Raw genomic sequence first — 19,614 nt, 5'->3', positions numbered from 1 at the left:
AAATAGGTAAGATACTTGCAAAAATAAGGTGTGGAATATGATAAAAATAAGGATGGTGAGCCCCTTCAAAAACTTTACCTGAAGTGTAAACGATTGCACATGTTGTTTGCATGTATTAAATAATAAACAAAGGACGTAGATGAATTGGATATACTTGTAATCGGTAGTTTTATGATGGATTTAGTTGTTCGCACTCCAAGAGCTCCAGAAAACGGTGAAACGATAATAGGAAAATCATTTTCTAGGTTTCCGGGAGGAAAAGGTGCCAATCAAGCTGTTTCCGCTGCTAGACTTGGTGGGAAAGTGACAATGGCTGGAAAACTAGGGGCCGATTTATTTGGAGATGAAGCGATCAAGACATTGAAAAAAGAAGATATCGATACGTCCTATATTCTTCGTGATGATGAACATCCTACAGGAGTCGGCTCAGTCACATTGGAGGAAAACGGACATAACCGAATTATTGTTGTTCCAGGGGCGAATTTAGCTTATGGAATCGAAGATTTGAACAAAATTCGCGAGCTTATTCGCAGATCAAAAGTTTTGGTTGTTCAATTGGAAATGGAACTAGAAATGATTCATAGAGCTATTTCCTACGCATATGAATATGAAATTCCGGTTATTTTAAATCCGGCACCTGCACAAAAACTAAGTGATGAATTGCTGAAAAAAGTCACCTATCTTACACCAAATGAAACAGAGATCGAGATTCTTACAGACATTAAAGTAACTACAAAAGAGGATGCCGAAAAAGCTGGAAAAGCTCTCTTAGAAAAAGGGGTTCAAACCACTGTTATTACATTAGGTGAGCGTGGGGCTTTTATTGTAAGTCAAGATGGTTCATTTCATGTTTCAGGATTTCCAATGAAAGCATATGATACAGTTGCAGCAGGAGATGCTTTTAATGGAGCTCTTGCAGTTGGAGTGGCGCAGGGAAAGCCAATCCTTGAAGTTGTGAAACAGGCGAATGCAGCTGGTGCGTTAACAGTGACACGAGCAGGAGCGATACCTTCCTTACCTACTTTAAAAGAAATTGAGGCTTTTTCTAAGGAATTTCAATCGAGTACTTCCTAACTTTCTTTTAAAGGAAATAAATTAATGTAGAAAAAGAGTCGTTATTCTATAAGATAAAATTGTAAACATAAATCTTGCTAGTGGGTTAGTTGAATTTCAGATCTTGGGACTAATTTTGCAGACAGTGAAAAAACAGTTACAAACTGGTGGAATAAAGGAGGAGGTTAAATTGAAATATCCCAAGTGGCTTCAAAATTGGGTTGATTTCAATGAGGTACCATGCACTGTATGTATCACGGAAGAAGAAAGGGCTGGCCAACAAATTGTTTTAGTGGAAGCAAAATGGGAACAGCCTTCACAAGAAGTTCAACACATACAAATCGATATGGTCGTAAACGACCCTAGAATAAACTGTGTTTGGAAGCCTCATTTATCCCCAGAAAAAAATATGGTGATTGGTGACTATGTGTTTCGCTCCCCTGCGATTATTTTTGAAAAGCTAGATAAACGGTTTGCTTTAATTCCAGATATTGATTTTTTGGATACACAACGCGGAACTCCACATATAATGGACTTTGTTCAATCAGATAGAATGTTAACATATGGATTGGGACATTATGAAAAAACAAAGCATGTTTATCATACACGCATTGATCAGCCGATTAAGGTGGAAGAAGATCAGCTCTTGTTCCGTTTTTATTTGATAGAGTGGGAGGAGGAAGAGGAAGGAAAGAGAAATGTTCAACCGGTTGTTGATTTTATCTGGGAAAAGTTCGGGGAAAAAAGGATGCGTCAAAAGGACGGGGAATTTGATCGTTTACAAGAGCTGGAGGTTTTCGTAAAGCATACCTATGATTGGGCGTTTAAACGATGGGAAAAGATTGTTTGGCAGGAGTTTACAATTAATCAAACAAAGGTTGGCGGCTGTGTTTTTATCGTACGAGCTACTCAATCGCCCGGTCTTGGACAAGAAGAAAATTGGCGTGAAAGAAAGAGTTTGTGGAATCAAGCTTGGTTTTCAAGCTTAAGAAGTGCATATGGTTATAGGATTTGGGGTGAAAAGTGGCATAATCAGGAGATGATTCAGAAAGCAGAAAAAGCGAAGAACTTTGCGCTTGCAGCTCCACAGACCGATGGACTGTTTCCATCTGTTTATTGGGCAGATGAGAATGGTAGTTTTGTACATGGGGTATGGGGACATTCTGATCGGAAACCTGAAAGTCATGATCACTATGGGCATTTATTGGATATGTCTTGGACATGTTTATGGATGTTAAAATGGTATTCTGATATTGAAAAAGATCCAAAACTCCTGATCTATACAAAACGTTATGTTGAAAGATTATTGACATTGCAAAATCCGGATGGTAGTTTTCCAGCATGGGTTCATGAAGAAACAGGATCAATCTCCCCGTACTTGATCGACAGTCCAGAAACCTCTATGCATGTATGGCTTTTGACGAATTTGTATCGCATTTCGAGGGAGGACAAGTATTTACGGGCGGCTAAAAAAGGAATGACTTTTGTAGTTGAACAGGTACTTCCAGAAGGCCGATGGGAAGATTTCGAGTTGTATTGGTCATGTGCCAGACAGTGGGATGGAAAAAGATATGGTGAAAAGGATCCACGTAGCGGTATATACAACCAATGTAGCTTTTCGATATACTGGACAGCTGAAGCATTGAAAGAATTATATAAAGTAACGAATGAACAACGATATTTACAAGTAGGAGAGAACGTTTTAGCTGAACTTTCTCTTTATCAGGCGATTTGGAATCCGAAATATTTGGATATACCAATGCTCGGTGGATTTGGTGTGATGACTTCTGATGATGAATGGAATGATGCCCGCCAAAGTTTATTTGCCCTTACGTATTTGGATTATTATGAGCTGACCGGAAAGCGAGCATACCAACTTAGGGGAATCTGGGCAATGCGAGCGTCGTTCTATTTAATGTATTGTCCGGAAAATCCACACGTTATGAAGCAATATGAACAGACATTTCCTCATTTCGGTGAACAGGACTACGGTTTTGAAATGGAAAATGCTCATCATGGTGAAAATGATCAATTTCAACCAGGGGAATTTACGATATTTGATTGGGGAAATGGATCTGCCTCCGCCTCATTGGCCGAAATATTAAGGTAGTTTTCCATTTTAGCAGGAAAGTTTAGCTATGCGTTGATTATGAATCTTTGAAAGAGGGAGATGTTCAAGTGTTATGAACAACAGTGCCAATGTAGCTGAAACAAGAGAAGAGATTGCAGAGAAATTTTTCCGCTTTATCTATAAAGGGATGCCTTATCGTTTGTATATACCTGAAAATTACAGAGAAGGCCAATCCTACCCATTAGTATTATTTTTGCATGGCGGTGGAGAGAGAGGCAATGATAATGAATCCCATATTCTCTCGTCTGATGGAGCAGTGGTATGGGCAACAGCAGAAAATCAAGCGAAGTACAGCTCATTTGTCTTAGCCCCGCAAGCCCGTAATCTGCCGCATGGTGGTTTTGGTATAACGCGCGATCATCACAATCAGATAGATTTGAGCCGGCTTTTTGAACCAAGTGATGACTTGCTGATGGCGCATGAAATTTTACAGTCTATTCGAGGGGAATTTTCAATTGATCCCAATCGTTTATATTGTACAGGTCTTTCTCAAGGCGGTTTCGGAACATATAATTTAAATATTCTTTTTCCGGAGTTATTTGCTGCTATGGTGCCCATTGCTGGTGGAGGGGATCCGGAAAAGGCAAATGTGCTAGCTAAAAAGCCCCTATGGAATTTCCATGCGGAAGATGATGAGATTATCCCCGTCCCTTATTCTAGGGAAATCATCGCAAGTATAAAAAGAGCGGGTGGAAATCCTCGTTACACCGAATATCCCGCACAACTGGGATATGGACACGGATCCTGGGTACCGACTTACGCTAATAAAAAGATGGTGGAATGGATGTTTCAACAAGTGAAGATTGATGGATAGATGATAGAATATAAATTATTCATTGACTATCATACCTCTTTGTAAGGGATTACACAAGTAGAGGATAGTGAATAAAATGAGAATGATTAGACACAGAAGGAGATGAATCAAAATGGTCCATCATAATCAAAAATCTGTATTAATGTATACAAAACCAGTAGGTGGAATGACTAATATTGGAGACCCTTTTATTTTGAAGACAGATGATATGTATTATATGTATGCGACTTCCCAACCTGATGTTGGATTTAAGGTGTGGCAATCACCTAATTTAGTTGATTGGGAGGAAAAAGGGTTAGCCTATTCAATTGATGAGCAATCAGAAAAATGGGCAACTGGTGATTTTTGGGCGCCAGAAGTTATTCATTATGATAACCAGTATTATATGACGTATAGTGCGCGTACTGTTGAGGGATCCTTGCAAATTTCCATTGCTCGAAGTCTCCATCCTTTAGGGCCTTTTATTGATATTAAGACAAATCTCATAGAGTGGGCAGGTTCCTATATCGATGGACATTTATTTATTGAAGAGGATGGAACACCCTATTTTTATTATGTGAAAGACTGTTCAGAAAATATTATAAACGGAAAGCATATAAGCCAAATTTATGTTCAGCAGTTGAGCCGATCTTTAACTGAGTGTTCAGGGGATGCAAAGTTAATACTTGAACCAGATAACGAGTGGGAAGGGATCGATGGCCATTTCCAGTGGAATGAAGGTCCCTTTCTATTAAAACATCAAGGCAAATATTATTTAATGTATTCAGCCCAATGTTTTGCCAGTCCTAATTATGCTATTGGCTATGCTGTGGCAGAGCATCCAATGGGACCATTCTATAAGGCTGATGAGAATCCTATTCTGGCAAAAGATTTAGCGAAGGGCGTTTCAGGACCGGGGCATAATAGTGTTACAATCGGTCCAGACGGTAAGACACTTTATATTGTATATCATATTCACACGGATGTTAAAAAACCGAGTGGAAATCGGCAAATGTGTATTGATCGCTTATTTTTTGTAGACGGAAAATTAAAAATAGACGGGCCAACAGTTGATCAGCAACAGATTCAACTATAATAAGTCAAACACGATAATAAGAAAAAGCTGATCTTATCGATAAGAGTATCCTCGACCACTTCTGAACGGAGAATTCATGCTCCTTTTATTTTCAATCAGATTTAAGTAGTATTTATGACTAATCTTTTTTTACTCATGTTTGGTATCAAAGAGTATTTTTCGTTCATGAAAATTGAGCACAAGGCAAATATTCTTTACTATGGTCTGTTGATCGGCAATCTTGGGTCTAACATAAACGGTCATTTTGTCGGGGGATACACTTGCTGATTATTTCCGTTTTACGAAAGCAGTATATGGATCTAATATTTTTTCATGGATAGCTGCCGAAGTCAATGAATTATGGAATTTGACAGAGTTAATTGAGTCATCATGAGAAGCTTTTCAAAGTTATTAAAGGCAAGAATTTGGAAAAGAACTAGTACTCAAGCTATGATTATGCAAAACACAAGTAAGAAAATAAAAAATAATCAAAAAAGCATTGCTTTGGATATTCATATACGCTAATATAATAATAAATATATGTGTAAACGATTACATTGATAAGTAAATTTAAAAATGTATTTGATTTTTTTTTATATAAGGGAGGTTAGTTTACTGTTTGTATTTTTAAGAATCAGTGTATTTGAAGAATTCCTAATTCCAGCAAGTTGATAAGGTAAAAGAAATCTATAATCTCGTAATTCAAGATGGAAATGGGGGGATTACGTGTTACAGCTACTTCGTAAGTATGCCATTAGCTTAACAGTCATTGTTTTACTTACAGCTACGGTCATCTATTGGATACAAACAAAAGGTTACAACGATACTGTGATGGAGGCAGTTGCTGAATATAATGATATTGAGGAACGATCAATTTTAGCTGAAGAGGATATTTCAGAATTATTAGAACCATCCGTATATGAATATTATAAAGCGGCTGAAATAGAAGGGATCACAGATACGGAAGGTTTTGACTTGCAGATTCCCTCCAAAGAGTATTCTGATATGAGCAACGAAGGAGTCGAGATGATGAATGATCTCGGAGAACCATTTGATAAAGCTGTTGCGATTATGGATGAAGAGGGATGGGTGGAGTATCGTTTTAGTGTTCCAGAAGATGGTTACTATCAAATGGGCATGGATTATTATGCATTGCCGGGAAAGCGCTCCAATGTAGTAAGAAGTTTACAAGTAGATGGAGAATATCCTACCTTTCAAGCGAAGAAGTTGACATTTCAACGCATGTGGCAAGAAGAAGGTGAATCCTGGTATGACAATCAGGGCAATGAATTTAACCCTGCCCGAAAAGAACGATCAGGCTGGCAATATAAAGAGTTTAGGGATTCGGAAGCAAAAGTTGCGGAACCACTTCGGTTTTACCTTACAAAGGGTGAGCATGTGATTCGGATTGAAGGGGTGCGTGAACCCGCCGCTATGGGAAACATTCATATTTTCTCACCTATTCATTACCCTACATATGAGAATGTCAAAGAAGAGTATGTAAAAAAAGGCTATCAAGAAACTAAAGGTGTTCAAATCAAATTGCAAGCGGAGGATTCAACGTTACGATCTGATCCGACTTTAAAACGTGTTGAAGATCGGGAACCATCAACGGAGCCATTTATTCAACATGCAATTGCTTTAAATACCTTTGGGGGAGATGGCTGGAGAAATGGAGAGCAATGGGCTGAGTGGAATTTCGAAATTATTGAAAGCGGTTTATATAATATTGGAACTCGGTTTGGCCAACATTTTTTAAATGGTATGCCGACAGAAAGGAAAATAACGATTGATGGTCAGTTACCATTTCAAGAGATGAACAGTGTTCTATTTCCATATAAAGCTGGCTGGCAAATGGAAGGCATAGGGACAGAAGAGGAAGACTACCTTTATTATCTCGAAGAGGGGTCACACACGCTTCGCATGGAAGTACAGGTAGGGAGTATCGGTCCAATGCTTGAAGATATTCGTGTAGTGACGAACAAACTCTCTTTGTTGTACCGGGAAGTAATTCGGGTAACAGGTACAAGTCCAGATCCAAATATTGATTGGAATTTAGAGGACAGTGTCCCTAATTTAGTTCCACGTTTACACATTATGGCTCGAAATATCCATGATGTTGTGCAATCGTTTTATGATTTGGGAGTAGAAGAAGGCAGCTCCGATATTAGTACATTATTAGAAGTGCGTGACACGCTGATTGCGATGGCAGATAAACCTTCATCTATTCCAGGAAAACTAGAATCTATTAATGACATGCAATCACAATTAGGAACTTGGATTAATGGCTTGAGCTCCCAGAGTTTACTGCTTGATTATATTTTAATACAGTCACCGGATCAGGAGTGGCCAAAGGCCACCGCACCGTGGTATACAAAGATGAAAACGAGTACATTCGATTTAGCTGATTCATTTGTTCGGGACTACAACGGTGTAGGAAATGTATATGAGGATGAAAAAGTTTTAGATGTGTGGATTGCTCGTGGTCGAGATTGGGTGCAAATTATTAAACAAATGATTGATGAAGATTTTACAACTGAAACCGGGATTAAAGTAAATGTAAACATAGTTCCATCGGGACAAATGGAAGTCTTGTTGCTTGCTAATACTTCGGGACTGACCCCTGACGTTGCATTAGGTGTAGAAGGGGAAACACCTATTGATTTTGCTGTGAGGAATGCGCTAGTGAATTTAAATGAATTTCCAGACTATGAGGAAGTCGCTGATCGATTTAGGCCTGGAGCACTGATTCCTTATAAATATAATGGTGGAGACTACGCCGTTCCGGAAAATCAAAACTTTAATATGCTTTTTTACCGCAAAGATATCATGATGGAATTAGGCATTTCGGAGGATGAAATACCAGATACATGGGAAGAGGTGATGGAATTAATCCCGCTTTTACAGCAAAACGGAATGGATTTCTATTATCCACACGCTCCTAATGATCCGAATGTGGCGGTTAATGAATTTGCGCCATTTTTATTTCAACATAATGGAGATCTCTATGATGAAGAAGGAATGAAGTCGAAACTTGATTCTCCAGAAGCGTTAAAGGCCATGGAGATGTGGACAGAACTATTCACAAACTACAAGATTGAAAAGCAAGCTGATTTTTATAATCGTTTTCGTTCTGGAGAAATGCCGATTGGGGTAGCGGATTATTCCACTTATATTTTGCTTTCAACAGCCGCGCCTGAATTGACGGGCTGGTGGGATATGAAACCGCATCCAGGGATCGAGCAACCAGATGGTCAAATTAATCGTTCCACTGGAGGGTTAGGTCAAACTGGTATCATCTTTAAAGATTCTGAGATGAAAGAAGAGGCATGGGAATTTTTAAAATGGTGGACAAGTGCTGATGCCCAAGAAAGATTTGGGTCTGAACTAGAAGCATTACTTGGTGTGGAAGCACGCTGGAACACGGCGAATGTAGAGGCTTTAAGAAGACTTCCATGGGAACAAACTGATTTAGACGCGATTTTGGAGCAGTGGGAATGGTTTAGAGAAAGAGAAGTAGTGGTTGGTGGATATTTTACAACTCGTCATATCGCTAATATGTGGAATGAGATTGTCTTAAATGGAAAAATGGCGCGAGAATCAGTAGAAGAAGGAGTGAGAGAAATCAATAAAGAACTCCGGAAAAAACGTGAAGAATTTGGATTGGAAACACCTCAATCTAAAAGTCACGATGAATAGGAGGGAAAGGAAAAATGCCTATGGATTCAGCGACAGCTAAAACAAATGGTGTTTCGATTGTAAAAGAACGATCGAATCAGCAGCTTCCAATGGGAAAATGGCGAAAAACATGGCTAGAGATGAAAAGAAATAAAATTTCGTATTTTCTTTTAGCGCCTTTCCTTATATTCTTTACAACTTTTACAATTGTTCCAATTTTCACTTCGATTGGTCTTAGCTTTTCTTACTATAATATTGTGGAAAGCCCTAACTTTGTAGGATTGTCTAATTATCGCCTTCTCTTTGTAGATGATGACATATTTTTAAAAGCGATCGGAGTGACCTTTACTTTAGCTTTTGTAACAGGGCCAGTTGGATATATTATGTCCTTCTTTTTGGCTTGGCTGATTTCGCAAGTGAAGCAAAAGTTTCGGTTCTTCTATACATTATGTTTCTATACACCCTCGGTCACCAGTGCAGTTGCGATGTCTGTTGTTTGGTTATATTTCTTTGCCGGAGATCGAAAGGGGTTACTAAATCATACTTTAATCAAACTGGGAATTTTGAATGAACCGTATTTATTTTTACAAAACGTGGAATCGATTATTCCGGTGATTATCTTTGTGTCTTTGTGGATGAGTATGGGAATTGGTTTTCTTGCTTTTCTGGCTGGTTTGCAAAATGTTCCAAAAGAGTTATATGAGGCTGGGAAAATGGACGGAGTAAAATACCGTTGGCAAGAATTGTGGTATATTACCCTCCCGTCTATCAAACCACAATTACTATTTGGTGCTGTGATGCAAGTGGTTAGCTCGCTGCAAATATTTGATGTGAGCACACAATTGGTTGGTTTTCCTAGTCCATTGTATGCCGGGCATACAATTTTATCTCACTTACATGATTACGCCTTCATACGTTTTGAAATGGGATATGCTTCAGCGATAGCAGTTGTGTTATTCCTGATCATGCTTGGTCTAAATCGATTAATTTTTAGAATTCTAGGTGGGGAGGATTAAACGGATGAAAACAAGCATTAAGCGAAAGCGAATAGACTGGGGCGGAATTTTTTTATATACATTTCTGACGATAGGCGGTTTGTTGTTTCTTTCGCCACTTGTCTATATGGCATCGACATCAGTAAAGCCGATTAGTGAATTATTTTTATTTCCGCCTAGATTTTTCCCGATTAATCCCACTTTAGTGAATTTCAGAGACCTATTTTTTATTACTGGGACTACGACTGTTCCTTTTTCCCGTTATATTTTCAATAGTGTACTGGTGACATCCGCTGTTGTGTTCTTCGGGGTTATTATTTCGGCCATGGCAGCCTATCCATTGGCGAAACACACGATGCCTTTTAAGAGCATGGTATTCAGCTTAATTGTTACGGCGTTAATGTTCTCTCCCGTAGTATTGCAGATTCCACAATATTTAATTATCAGCCGGTCTGGCATGATGAATACGTATTGGGCAATGATTTTACCAGGTTTAGCTGCTCCAGTAGGAATATTTCTAATGATTCAGTTTTTAAAGCAGATTCCCGATTCCCTTTTGGAGGCTGCTCGAATGGAGGGGGCGTCGGAATGGCGGATTCTTTGGACCATTGTTTTTCCTTTATTAAAACCAGCTGTAGCGACATTTGCGTTATTTAGTTTTATTCAGGCATGGAATGATCCCTATGCTTCGACGATGTATGCAACAAAAGACCAGCTTAAGACCATTCCATTTGCAATTACCTCCATTAGCGGGGGGGCTGGAGTCATTGCCCGTGTAGGGACATTAGCTGCTGCAAGCTTCTTAATGATTATTCCAACCATCTTCGTATTTATTATCACCCAGCGAATGGTTTTGCAAACGATGGCTCATTCAGGGATGAAAGAGTAGGGGGGTGGAGTTATTGAAAATTTCTTTATCCAAATGGATTTGCATCATTCCAGCACTTGTTGTCATGTTTCTTTTTCCACTTGAAGGCTGGGCTCAAGAGGCATATGAAGGGTATATTTGGGATACTGAGGAGAGGGATGTCAGATCTATAAATGGTTATTTGCATGATGGATCGATTGATGGAGCCTATCTGCCTACAGGTTCATTCAATAGTCCTGAGGATATATTCATTGCTCCGGATGACTCCATTTATATAACCGATACTGGCAATAATCGCATTATCCACCTTGATGAGGATAATGAATTGATCAAGGTGATTGGCGATATTGAGGGAGAAGGAATGTTAAATGGACCGAAAGGAGTTTTTGTGAAAGAAGATGGAATGGTATATGTAGCAGATACGAAAAATCAGCGGATTGCCATTTTTGACAAAAATGGAGAATTCCTAAAAGAACTAACAGCTCCAAGCAGCCCGCTACTCGGTGCAAAATTTTCCTATTCTCCTTCAAAATTGATCGTTGATAAAAGAGAGTATCTCTATGTTGTAAGTGAGGGGAATACCAAAGGACTTATGCAGATCGATAGTATGGGGGAATTTAAAGGGTTTTTTGGTTCCAATGATGTTCCATTTAGTTTGAAGAATTTAATTGTGAGGCTGATTGCCACGGATGAACAAAAAGCAAAGTTACCTTCCGTTCGAGCGCTAGCTTATTCAAATTTAGCACAAGATAGTGAGGGATTCATTTATACAACAACTCTGGGGACTGATATTAATCAAATTAAAAGGCTATCTCCAGTTGGTGTTGATACACTAAATCAGGCAAATAATACTTATGGAGACTTAACAAGTTATGAAGGACCATTTAAAGTATCTTCCTTTGTTGATGTGTCTATTAATGAAGATGGCCTTATAACGGCATTGAACTTAACATCAAGTCGAGTCTATCAATATGATAAGCTAGGGAATCTTTTATTCGTTTTTGGAGGGAATGGTGCACAGAATGGTGTGTTTACGACACCATCTAGTTTAGCGGAAAATTCAGAAGGAATTATTTACGTTGTTGATAAGGGACGCAATCGTGTCGATTTGTTTCGAACAACTCCTTTTGCCGATCGTGTTCATAAAGCGTCAAAATTATATGTCGATGGTCATTATGAAGAGGCAAAGGATATTTGGGAAGAAGTTATCCAATTAAATGGTAATTTTGATATTGCTTATCATGCTATTGGCAAAGCATTGTATAAGAATGAAGATTACAAGGATGCGATGTATTATTTTAAGATGGCGAACGCAAGAGAAGATTATTCTGAAGCATTCCGACTTTATCGGATTGAATTTGTTCGGGAACATTTTGCTTGGTTTTTCTCAGGTCTGATTATCTTATTTATAGTTCTTCGTTATGGTATTCCAGCGATGATCCGACTGGTTAAGAAAAAAAGTAACCCCAAAAGTAGAACAGAATCAGCGATGAAAGGGGAGGGGAGAGTATCATGACGACAGTAAATATGATGAAGCAGATTTTAATCCATCCATTAGACTTTTTTCATGATATTCAAGAGCCCAATCGTCTAAAGTGGTCCCAAGGCATTCTATTGATCTTTCTAACATTCCTAGCTAGGATGGGGTCTCTTTTATTAATAGGTTATCATTTCGAAACACGGGAAGCGTATGAAATCTCTTATGGGCATGAATTGATCTGGATCGTTGTCCCTTGGCTCACATGGTGTATTGCGAATTGGAGTGTGAGTACGATTCTGGATGGGGAAGGGAAGTTCAAAGAACTTTTAATTGGGAGTGCATTTTGTCTGTCACCCTATATTCTCTTCATTATTCCTGTCACCCTTTTGACTAATATGTTAGCTCTAAGCGAGGATAATGTTTATATTGTCATGACAATATTGATTTTTGCTTGGAGCGGCCTACTCATTTTAATCAAACTTAAGGTTCTTCATGACTTTGAAGTTGGTAAACTCATCTTTATTACATTCATTACCATATTAGCTGTTGGGATTATTTGGTTCCTAGGCATTCTACTATATGGATTACTAAGCCAGTTCGTGATCTTTTTCTTTGATATATTCAAAGAAATTCGCTTCAGAGTATAGGAGGTTGACATTTTGATTAAGAAACAGTTTGTAAGAGCATATCGAAAAAACATTATTTTGTTCATTGGTTGCGTCATCATGATCAGCTTCTATCCTTTGAGCAGTTTAGCTGAAGTAGGGATCAAAGAAGAGGAGGAGAACGAAGCAAGTACTGATCTTACGGAAGAAACGCAATCAAACGAGGAGAGCGATTTGAATGCCGAAATGGAAGATTCTGAAGAGATGGTCAGTGAAGAAGAAGATTTTGATAAAATCGAGTGGCTTCCCACCACTGCGAAGAAACAAGTGGCGGAAAATGAAAAATGGAAAATGTATATTGATGAAGAGAGTGGAAATATTCGTATTGTAAATAAAGCTTCAGGCTATGAATGGTTTGGCGGACCACGAATGTCAAAAAAGACTTTGCCGAACAATATCGCGTATATGGATTCGCCTGTCTATATCTCGTATACAGAAGGTTCAAGTATAACGAACACATATACGTTGAAAGAAAGTTCTACAACAATGGATATTACCACGATAGAGGATGGAGCGCGCGTTGACTTTGGACTTCAAGACATTGATATATCTTTTTCCGTTGAATACAAACTGACAGTTGATGGATTTGAAGCCTCTATTCCAGATGATTCAGTTAGAGAAGAAGGCGTGATTCGCCTGATAAGCTTAGAGCTTTTACCTTTTTTCGGTGCGGCTTATGAAGGGTTAGATGAGGGCGCTGTTTTTCTTCCAGATGGATCTGGTGGGCTAATGAAGGTAAGAAAAGAACATCCTCAATACTTTAGTGGCTATTCGGAACCGGTATATGGTCCAGACCAAGCTTTTAATGAAGATAGTGGCGAAGTGCTAGCAAGCGGGTTAATCATTGCAGATGCACCAAAGGAGAAAGTAGCTCTACCTGTTTACGGCATTTATCAAGCAGACAAAGGGTTTTTAGCGATAATTACGGAAGGGGAAGAAACAGCCAATATTAATGCAACGCCCGCTGGTATTCGAAATATTAATATGTATCACGCTGGAGCAGAATTCTTTTATCGTAATCAAGATACAGTATTCATTGGTTCTTCAGGAGGTATCCCTCTATTCCAAGGAGAAAGAAACAAAGCAGATAGAACGATAAAATATGTTTTATTAGAAGACGAAGAAGCTGATTATGTTGGAATGGCAAAGGCTTACCGTAATCATTTAATTGAAGAAGATGTACTGCAAAAACAGGAAGAAGATCAAATGCAGCCTCTCTCGATTACCCTTGTAGGGGGAATTATGCGAGATGAGATTGTAGGATCCACTTTTATTGATATGACCACTTTTGAGCAGGTGAAAGAGATCATCGGTACATATGTTGATCAAGGGATTGATTCATTGAAGATTACATTGAAAGGCTGGTCTCAAAAAGGTATTTATGGAAATCAACCCAAACATTTTCCGGTTGAACGTAAGTTAGGGGGAAAGAAAAAATTAACTGATTTAGTTCAGTATGCTGAGAGTGTAGGCATTGATCTCTATCTCGATACAAACTATATAAGGCCCTTTGCTAAAAGTAAAGGAGTATCTGCCTCGAAAGATGCAATCAGGGGGATTGACCGTGAAATAATGGAGAATTCAAATTACCATGTATCGAGTAGGGTGAGTAATTCTGATGAAATCTTTTATTTAATGAACCCTGATAAAGCTATGGAAAATGCTAAAGGAGAAATAAAAAAATATCAAGATATAGGTATAAAAGGAATTCACTTAGACCATATAGGAGAGCTATTATATTCCGATCAAGACCGAATCAAATTGACCAGTAGAAAAGACACGAAAGAAGCTTGGACCAATCTTTTGGATCAATTTGCGGATTCGATCGGAAAGGTTTCTGTTGATTATGGGTTTGCCTATGTGCTAGGACATGTAGATGGGATTCAGAAAATTCCGATGGACTCAAGTCATTTTGTTAATCTGGATGAAACGGTCCCTTTTTACCAAATGGTTGTTCATGGCTATATTCCTTATACTGGGAAGCCATCAAATTTGCGAAATGATGAGCGTATTGATTTATTACGAGCGATCGAATATGGGGCTAGTCCCAATTTTGAATTAACCTATAAATCTACAGATCATTTAAAAAGAACAATGGAAGACCGGTTATTTAGTTCGAGCTTTCACTTCTGGTTTGACCGCTCTATGGAAGAATATGATCGTTTTTTACAAGTAACTCAAGAAACAGCCGGACAAACCATGGTTGGACATGAAGAATTGTCTCGAAACGTCTATAAAACAACCTATGAAAATGGAACCGAAGTAATAGTGAATTATAATCGCAAGGCGAAAGAAATAGACGGGATATTAATAGAGGGGCTTGACTATTTGGTACAAAAAGGAAGGAGAAGTGAATCATGAAACTCTCAATGAAGACTAGACATATACTTGAAGGTTATTCCTTTGTCTCTTTATGGATTGTTGGATTCTTTCTCTTCATGGCTGTCCCACTAGGACGATCCCTTTTTTATACATTTAATGATTTAAAACCGACAAAAGAAGGACTAGTAGCTACTTTTGTTGGCTTAAAAAATTATCGCCAAGCCTTTACAACCGATGTGCATTTTGTTCCCTTATTAACGGAAACAATGCAAGATCTTGTGACACATGTACCGTTGATTCTTATATTTTCTATGTTTAGTGCAGTCTTATTGAATCGCCAAACATTTGGCAGAACTTTTTTTAGAGGAGTTTTCTTTCTTCCAGTCATTATTGCTTCAGGGGAAGCCCTTCGAAAGTTGTTACAACAAGGTTCGGCTAACCTCCCAATCTTTACAAATTGGTCATTGTATCGCCAGCTGAATCATTTTATCCCGGAAGGCATCTTGGAACCACTTCTCAAGTATGCCGATTCCCTAACGCTTGTGATGTGGGATTCCGGCGTACAAATTTTAATTTTCCTAGCCGCATTACAAACCGTGTCTCCAGCTTTGTATGAAGCAGCAAAGATGGATGGGGCGACAAGTTGGGAAACCTTTTGGAAAATCACCTTTCCCATGTTAATCCCGATGATTTTTGTGAATACATTGTTCACAATTGTGAATTCCTTTACCAATCCTGATAACGGAATTATGAATCATTTGTTGCATACTGTCTTTGTATCAAATGATTATGCGTATGGATCTACCATTGGTTGGTTGTATTTTATCTTTATTTTTATCATATTGGGGGTCGTGTTTCTGATATTCCGTAAAGGTTTGGCTGATAATTAAGGGGAGGGAGTGTCGTCTAATGAATATTCCGATTGTGGGTTCCATCCAACAATCTATACATGGGAAAATAACAGATGATAAAAAAGCTCTATATCTAAGAAGAACGAGAACATTTATAGGAAATACATTTTATTATTTATTGCTATTCAGTTTATCGTTTGTTTTTATCTATCCACTTATCTATATGATTTCTCAATCATTAATGCGGCCATCAGATGTCGCAGATGCAACTGTACAGTGGATACCTAAGACTCTTGAATGGAATAATTATGTAGAAGCCTTTAAAGCAATCAATTATTGGAATGGTTTGCTAAATAGTACTTTAATTTCACTAGGCAGTGCGATCCTACAGATTATAAGCTGTTCTTTTATTGGTTATGGGTTTGCTCGGTACAAATTTCCGTTAAAAGGTTTGTGGATGGGCTTACTGATCTTCACATTTCTAGTTCCTCCTACAACGCTTGTAGTGCCCCTCTATATTTTTTATAGTGATTTGGGCTGGATTGATACATTAATGCCATTTATTTTTCCTTCCGCGATGGGATTTGGATTAAAAGGCTCATTATTTGTGCTAATTTTTATTCAGTTTTATCGTGGATTGCCAAAAGTTATGGAGGAAGCGGCTAGGATTGATGGTGCAGGGGCATTTCGTACATACTGGACGATTATGTTTCCTTTGGCCAAACCAGCCATGATTGTTGTATTTCTATTCTCGGTTGTCTGGCATTGGAATGATGTATTTCAACCGAATATGTATCTGTTGCTGCCAGATTTCTTTAATTTAGCACAGAACCTGGCGACATTTAATGGGAACGCAAACGCAGATGGCTTAGATGCTGTTGCTAGTCAAATTCAACAAAGCGAGGCGATAGGACTTGCTCCGACCCTTATGAATCAGATAATGGCGGCAGTAATGCTGACAATCCTGCCAATCCTGATTTTGTATTTATTTGTTCAACGTGCCTTTGTTCATGGGATAGAAAGATCAGGGATTGCTGGAGAGTAAACTTGCTGGATTTTAAAAGTAAAAAATGTTTGGTCTAATGAGAAGGATGAACGAGAATTCTGCTACATTCATTCTTCTCCAATTGAAATATTTGAAGAGGTGGGGGAGAATCTTAACTTTTCAATTTTTTGAAATAACCGGTCGCAAAGTAAAAAGTTCATATAGGCACCACAACTAAAAATAATTAAAGCGAATGGTGGAATAAAGAATAGCACAGTTAATAATATAGCTCCCATTCCTATTAATACAAATGTAGTCGGAAAATAGACAAGTGAGACAATAAAGGAATTCTTTAATATATCTCTGATTCTTACTTGATAATGTACCATAATTGGAAATAGATATACCGACATGAAGAGGTAGATTAATGAGATAAGAAATATTGGAATTAATGTGAATAAGGCCATTCCCTTTTGGGTTTGCACAATGAGCAAATAATTAAAATAAAGTAATACACCAAAGGGGAGCCAAAGCAATCCGACGATAAAGCTATCTTTAAAATTTCTTTTAAAATGAATAAAAAATGGTCGTATCACGGTTGTTTCATCCTTACGTTTCCATTGCCGAATGACACTGAACATCGCAGCGGTTGCTGGAAAAAAGGTAATAATAGGAATGCAAGTAATCACCCACAGGCTATTAAGAATAAACAAATTAGAGACTCGATCTAAAAAAAGATATATTTTATTATTGAATAACTTCAATGTTCATCACCTGACCTTATAGTGCTATCATCATATGAATAGGGTATTCCCTTTTATCGAGAATAATAATGTACTGAGGAGAAGGGAAAAACCGAGAAGGCATGATATATGTGTAAACGATATCACAGTAATGTAAGCGGCGTCAATAGGATGGAGGGAGACTTTTATATAGAGTTTTCATGTTTGTGTTAGTCAGGGAGGTTCTTAAGGAGGTGTAGCCTGTCAATCGGTATTTCATTTATCTTGGTGTAACCCGTCATAAAACTATCATTTCAAGACTATGAATCTTCAAAGAAGTATGGATGGGGATAGTGGGTGCTAGCACTCCGATAAGTCTCATTAACTATCAGTTGGGGGTGAAAAACCTTTCACTCGCTTCAAAGGCTATTTATAAAAACAAAGGGGGAAATAGGTGTGAAAAAGAAGATTGGTATATTGATGTTTCTATTGTCTCTAATCTTGATTATTGCGGGTTGCTCGATCGGGAGCGGCTTGCCAACAGAAGAGGAAAATGAAAATAATGTAGATAATAGAGAAGAAGAAGCTGATACATCAGAAATTACGTATACTCATGACACAGATTTGGAAGGAGAAATCGAATTTTGGTCATGGGATGAAATGTTTGAAGAAGTGATTGAAGAGTTTAATAAAGTGTATCCCAATATCAAGGTGAATTTAACTAATCTTGAATTGGGGGAATTACATGATAAATTGCATACAACCATTTCAGCCGGACGAGGTGCTCCTGATGCTGTGCATGTTGAACAAGGACAATTCCCAAGATTTCAATCTGAAGGACTATTTGAAGATTTCTTACAACCGGAATACAATATTCAACGTTATCAGGATCTACAATCTGAATATAATTGGGAAAGATGGAAGTCTCCGGATGGAGAACGTCTATTAGGATTTCCTTGGGATCTGACAGCTGGTGTATTTTATTATCGAGAGGATATATATGAACAGATGGGACTACCGACTGATCCCGAGGAGTTAGGAGAATGGCTTCAAGATCCTGAAAATGTATTGAACGCGGCTCAAACATTAAAGGCAAATGATATTTATATGTATGAATTTAGAGATTCTCCAGCGATTCAATATGGAGATGAGACAGGATATTTTGATAGTGAATTGAATTATATGCGGAATGATGAAAGAATGATTGAACTTTTAGATTTTGTGAAACAAGGTGTTCAAATTGGCTGGGCCCCACAAATGTCTTTAATATTCAGTGATGAAGGACAACAACTTGTGAAACAAGGAAAGGCAGCTTCCTTTCCAGCAGGTACAAATGGTTCTCGTCATTTAGAAGATGCGTTTCCAGAACAAGCAGGAAAGTGGAGAGTAACGAGAATGCCAGTGGGTGTAAATGTAGGATTAGGCGGCTCTACGTTCTCGATCCCTTCACAAAGTGAAAACAAAGAAGCCGCTTGGGCATTCTTGGAATTTGCAAACTTCTCTGAAGAGGCATGGAAGGTTTATGTGGAGCATGCTGTGCAACCAGGTTGGAAACATATTACCGCCCTTCCATGGTATATAGAGCATACGAATGAATATTTAGGTGGACAACAAGACTATGCATTTTATGAGACCATTGTGGATGATATTCCTGTTCGTCGCTTAACACCTTTAGATGCTCCTGCCTGGCCATTATATATTGATGATATTAATGAATCGATTGATAAGAATATTGATTCCAGAACAATTTTGGAACAGATTGAAGAAAATACCTTAAAACAACTTGCCCCAGAAATTAAGAAATTAAAAGAAGAATATGGGATAGAGTAAACCGTTTTTGAAACGACAATCCCTGATGTTGAAAATCGCCAAAAAGGCTCCCTCGCCGCTTGGGCCTACTGGATGTAAACCATGCAGGTATTGCACCAGGACGGCGCTAACGAAGCCATTGCTCCTTCCTGTTTAGAGGCTTCGGTTGATGCTATTCGTGTTACCG

At 38.3% G+C, this 19,614-nt stretch carries 14 protein-coding genes; 13 read left to right on the top strand and 1 reads right to left on the bottom strand.

Annotated features, from left to right (window positions below; all coding sequences use genetic code 11):
- The first annotated feature begins 144 nt into the window (after positions 1-144).
- The 12 genes from rbsK (at position 145) to KI375_RS01795 (ending at position 16,956) form a co-directional block, all read left to right on the top strand.
- A complete protein-coding gene (rbsK, locus tag KI375_RS01850; protein WP_212971832.1) occupies positions 145-1,074 on the top strand; it encodes a ribokinase in 930 nt (309 codons plus the stop codon).
- Positions 1,075-1,243: 169 nt separating this feature from the next.
- Positions 1,244-3,163, top strand: coding sequence for a prenyltransferase/squalene oxidase repeat-containing protein (locus KI375_RS01845; RefSeq protein WP_212971831.1), 1,920 nt, complete (start codon positions 1,244-1,246; stop codon positions 3,161-3,163).
- Positions 3,164-3,236: 73 nt separating this feature from the next.
- Entirely contained in the window at positions 3,237-3,998 is a 762-nt protein-coding gene (locus tag KI375_RS01840; RefSeq protein ID WP_212971830.1) for a carboxylesterase family protein, read from the top strand.
- A gap of 112 nt (positions 3,999-4,110) precedes the next feature.
- The gene (locus KI375_RS01835) at positions 4,111-5,073 is read left to right on the top strand and encodes a glycoside hydrolase family 43 protein (protein ID WP_212971829.1); all 963 of its coding nucleotides are present in this window, start codon (positions 4,111-4,113) and stop codon (positions 5,071-5,073) included.
- Positions 5,074-5,778: 705 nt separating this feature from the next.
- Positions 5,779-8,751, top strand: a complete 2,973-nt coding sequence (locus KI375_RS01830) for an extracellular solute-binding protein (protein ID WP_212971828.1) — start codon at positions 5,779-5,781, stop codon at positions 8,749-8,751.
- A 14-nt stretch (positions 8,752-8,765) separates the two neighbouring features.
- A complete protein-coding gene (locus KI375_RS01825; protein ID WP_244852172.1) occupies positions 8,766-9,746 on the top strand; it encodes a carbohydrate ABC transporter permease in 981 nt (326 codons plus the stop codon).
- 4 nt (positions 9,747-9,750) lie between these two features.
- Positions 9,751-10,614, top strand: coding sequence for a carbohydrate ABC transporter permease (locus KI375_RS01820; protein WP_212971827.1), 864 nt, complete (start codon positions 9,751-9,753; stop codon positions 10,612-10,614).
- 13 nt (positions 10,615-10,627) lie between these two features.
- Entirely contained in the window at positions 10,628-12,109 is a 1,482-nt protein-coding gene (locus KI375_RS01815; RefSeq protein WP_212971826.1) for a hypothetical protein, read from the top strand.
- Positions 12,106-12,720 (top strand): YIP1 family protein, encoded by a 615-nt coding sequence (locus KI375_RS01810; RefSeq protein ID WP_212971825.1) that lies wholly within the window; start codon positions 12,106-12,108, stop codon positions 12,718-12,720. The genes KI375_RS01815 and KI375_RS01810 overlap by 4 nt, the downstream gene beginning before the upstream one ends.
- Before the next feature lie 12 nt (positions 12,721-12,732).
- Entirely contained in the window at positions 12,733-15,099 is a 2,367-nt protein-coding gene (locus KI375_RS01805) for a DUF5696 domain-containing protein (RefSeq protein WP_212971824.1), read from the top strand.
- Positions 15,096-15,950: a carbohydrate ABC transporter permease gene (locus KI375_RS01800; protein ID WP_212971823.1), complete on the top strand. Its 855-nt coding sequence runs from the start codon at positions 15,096-15,098 to the stop codon at positions 15,948-15,950. The genes KI375_RS01805 and KI375_RS01800 overlap by 4 nt, the downstream gene beginning before the upstream one ends.
- Positions 15,951-15,969: 19 nt before the next feature.
- The gene (locus KI375_RS01795; RefSeq protein WP_212971822.1) at positions 15,970-16,956 is read left to right on the top strand and encodes a carbohydrate ABC transporter permease; all 987 of its coding nucleotides are present in this window, start codon (positions 15,970-15,972) and stop codon (positions 16,954-16,956) included.
- A gap of 68 nt (positions 16,957-17,024) precedes the next feature.
- Here KI375_RS01795 and KI375_RS01790 read toward each other — a convergent pair whose 3' ends face one another.
- Positions 17,025-17,660, bottom strand: a complete 636-nt coding sequence (locus KI375_RS01790) for a YesL family protein (RefSeq protein ID WP_212971821.1) — start codon at positions 17,658-17,660, stop codon at positions 17,025-17,027.
- A gap of 414 nt (positions 17,661-18,074) precedes the next feature.
- Here KI375_RS01790 and KI375_RS01785 point away from each other — a divergent pair, with 414 nt between their 5' ends.
- Positions 18,075-19,448: an ABC transporter substrate-binding protein gene (locus KI375_RS01785; protein ID WP_212971820.1), complete on the top strand. Its 1,374-nt coding sequence runs from the start codon at positions 18,075-18,077 to the stop codon at positions 19,446-19,448.
- The last annotated feature ends 166 nt before the right edge of the window (positions 19,449-19,614 follow it).

Origin of the sequence: Bacillus sp. J14TS2 (assembly GCF_018333015.1) — a bacterium.
Lineage (GTDB): Bacteria > Bacillota > Bacilli > Bacillales > Bacillaceae_C > Lederbergia.
This window is presented reverse-complemented; position numbering and strand designations above follow the sequence as displayed.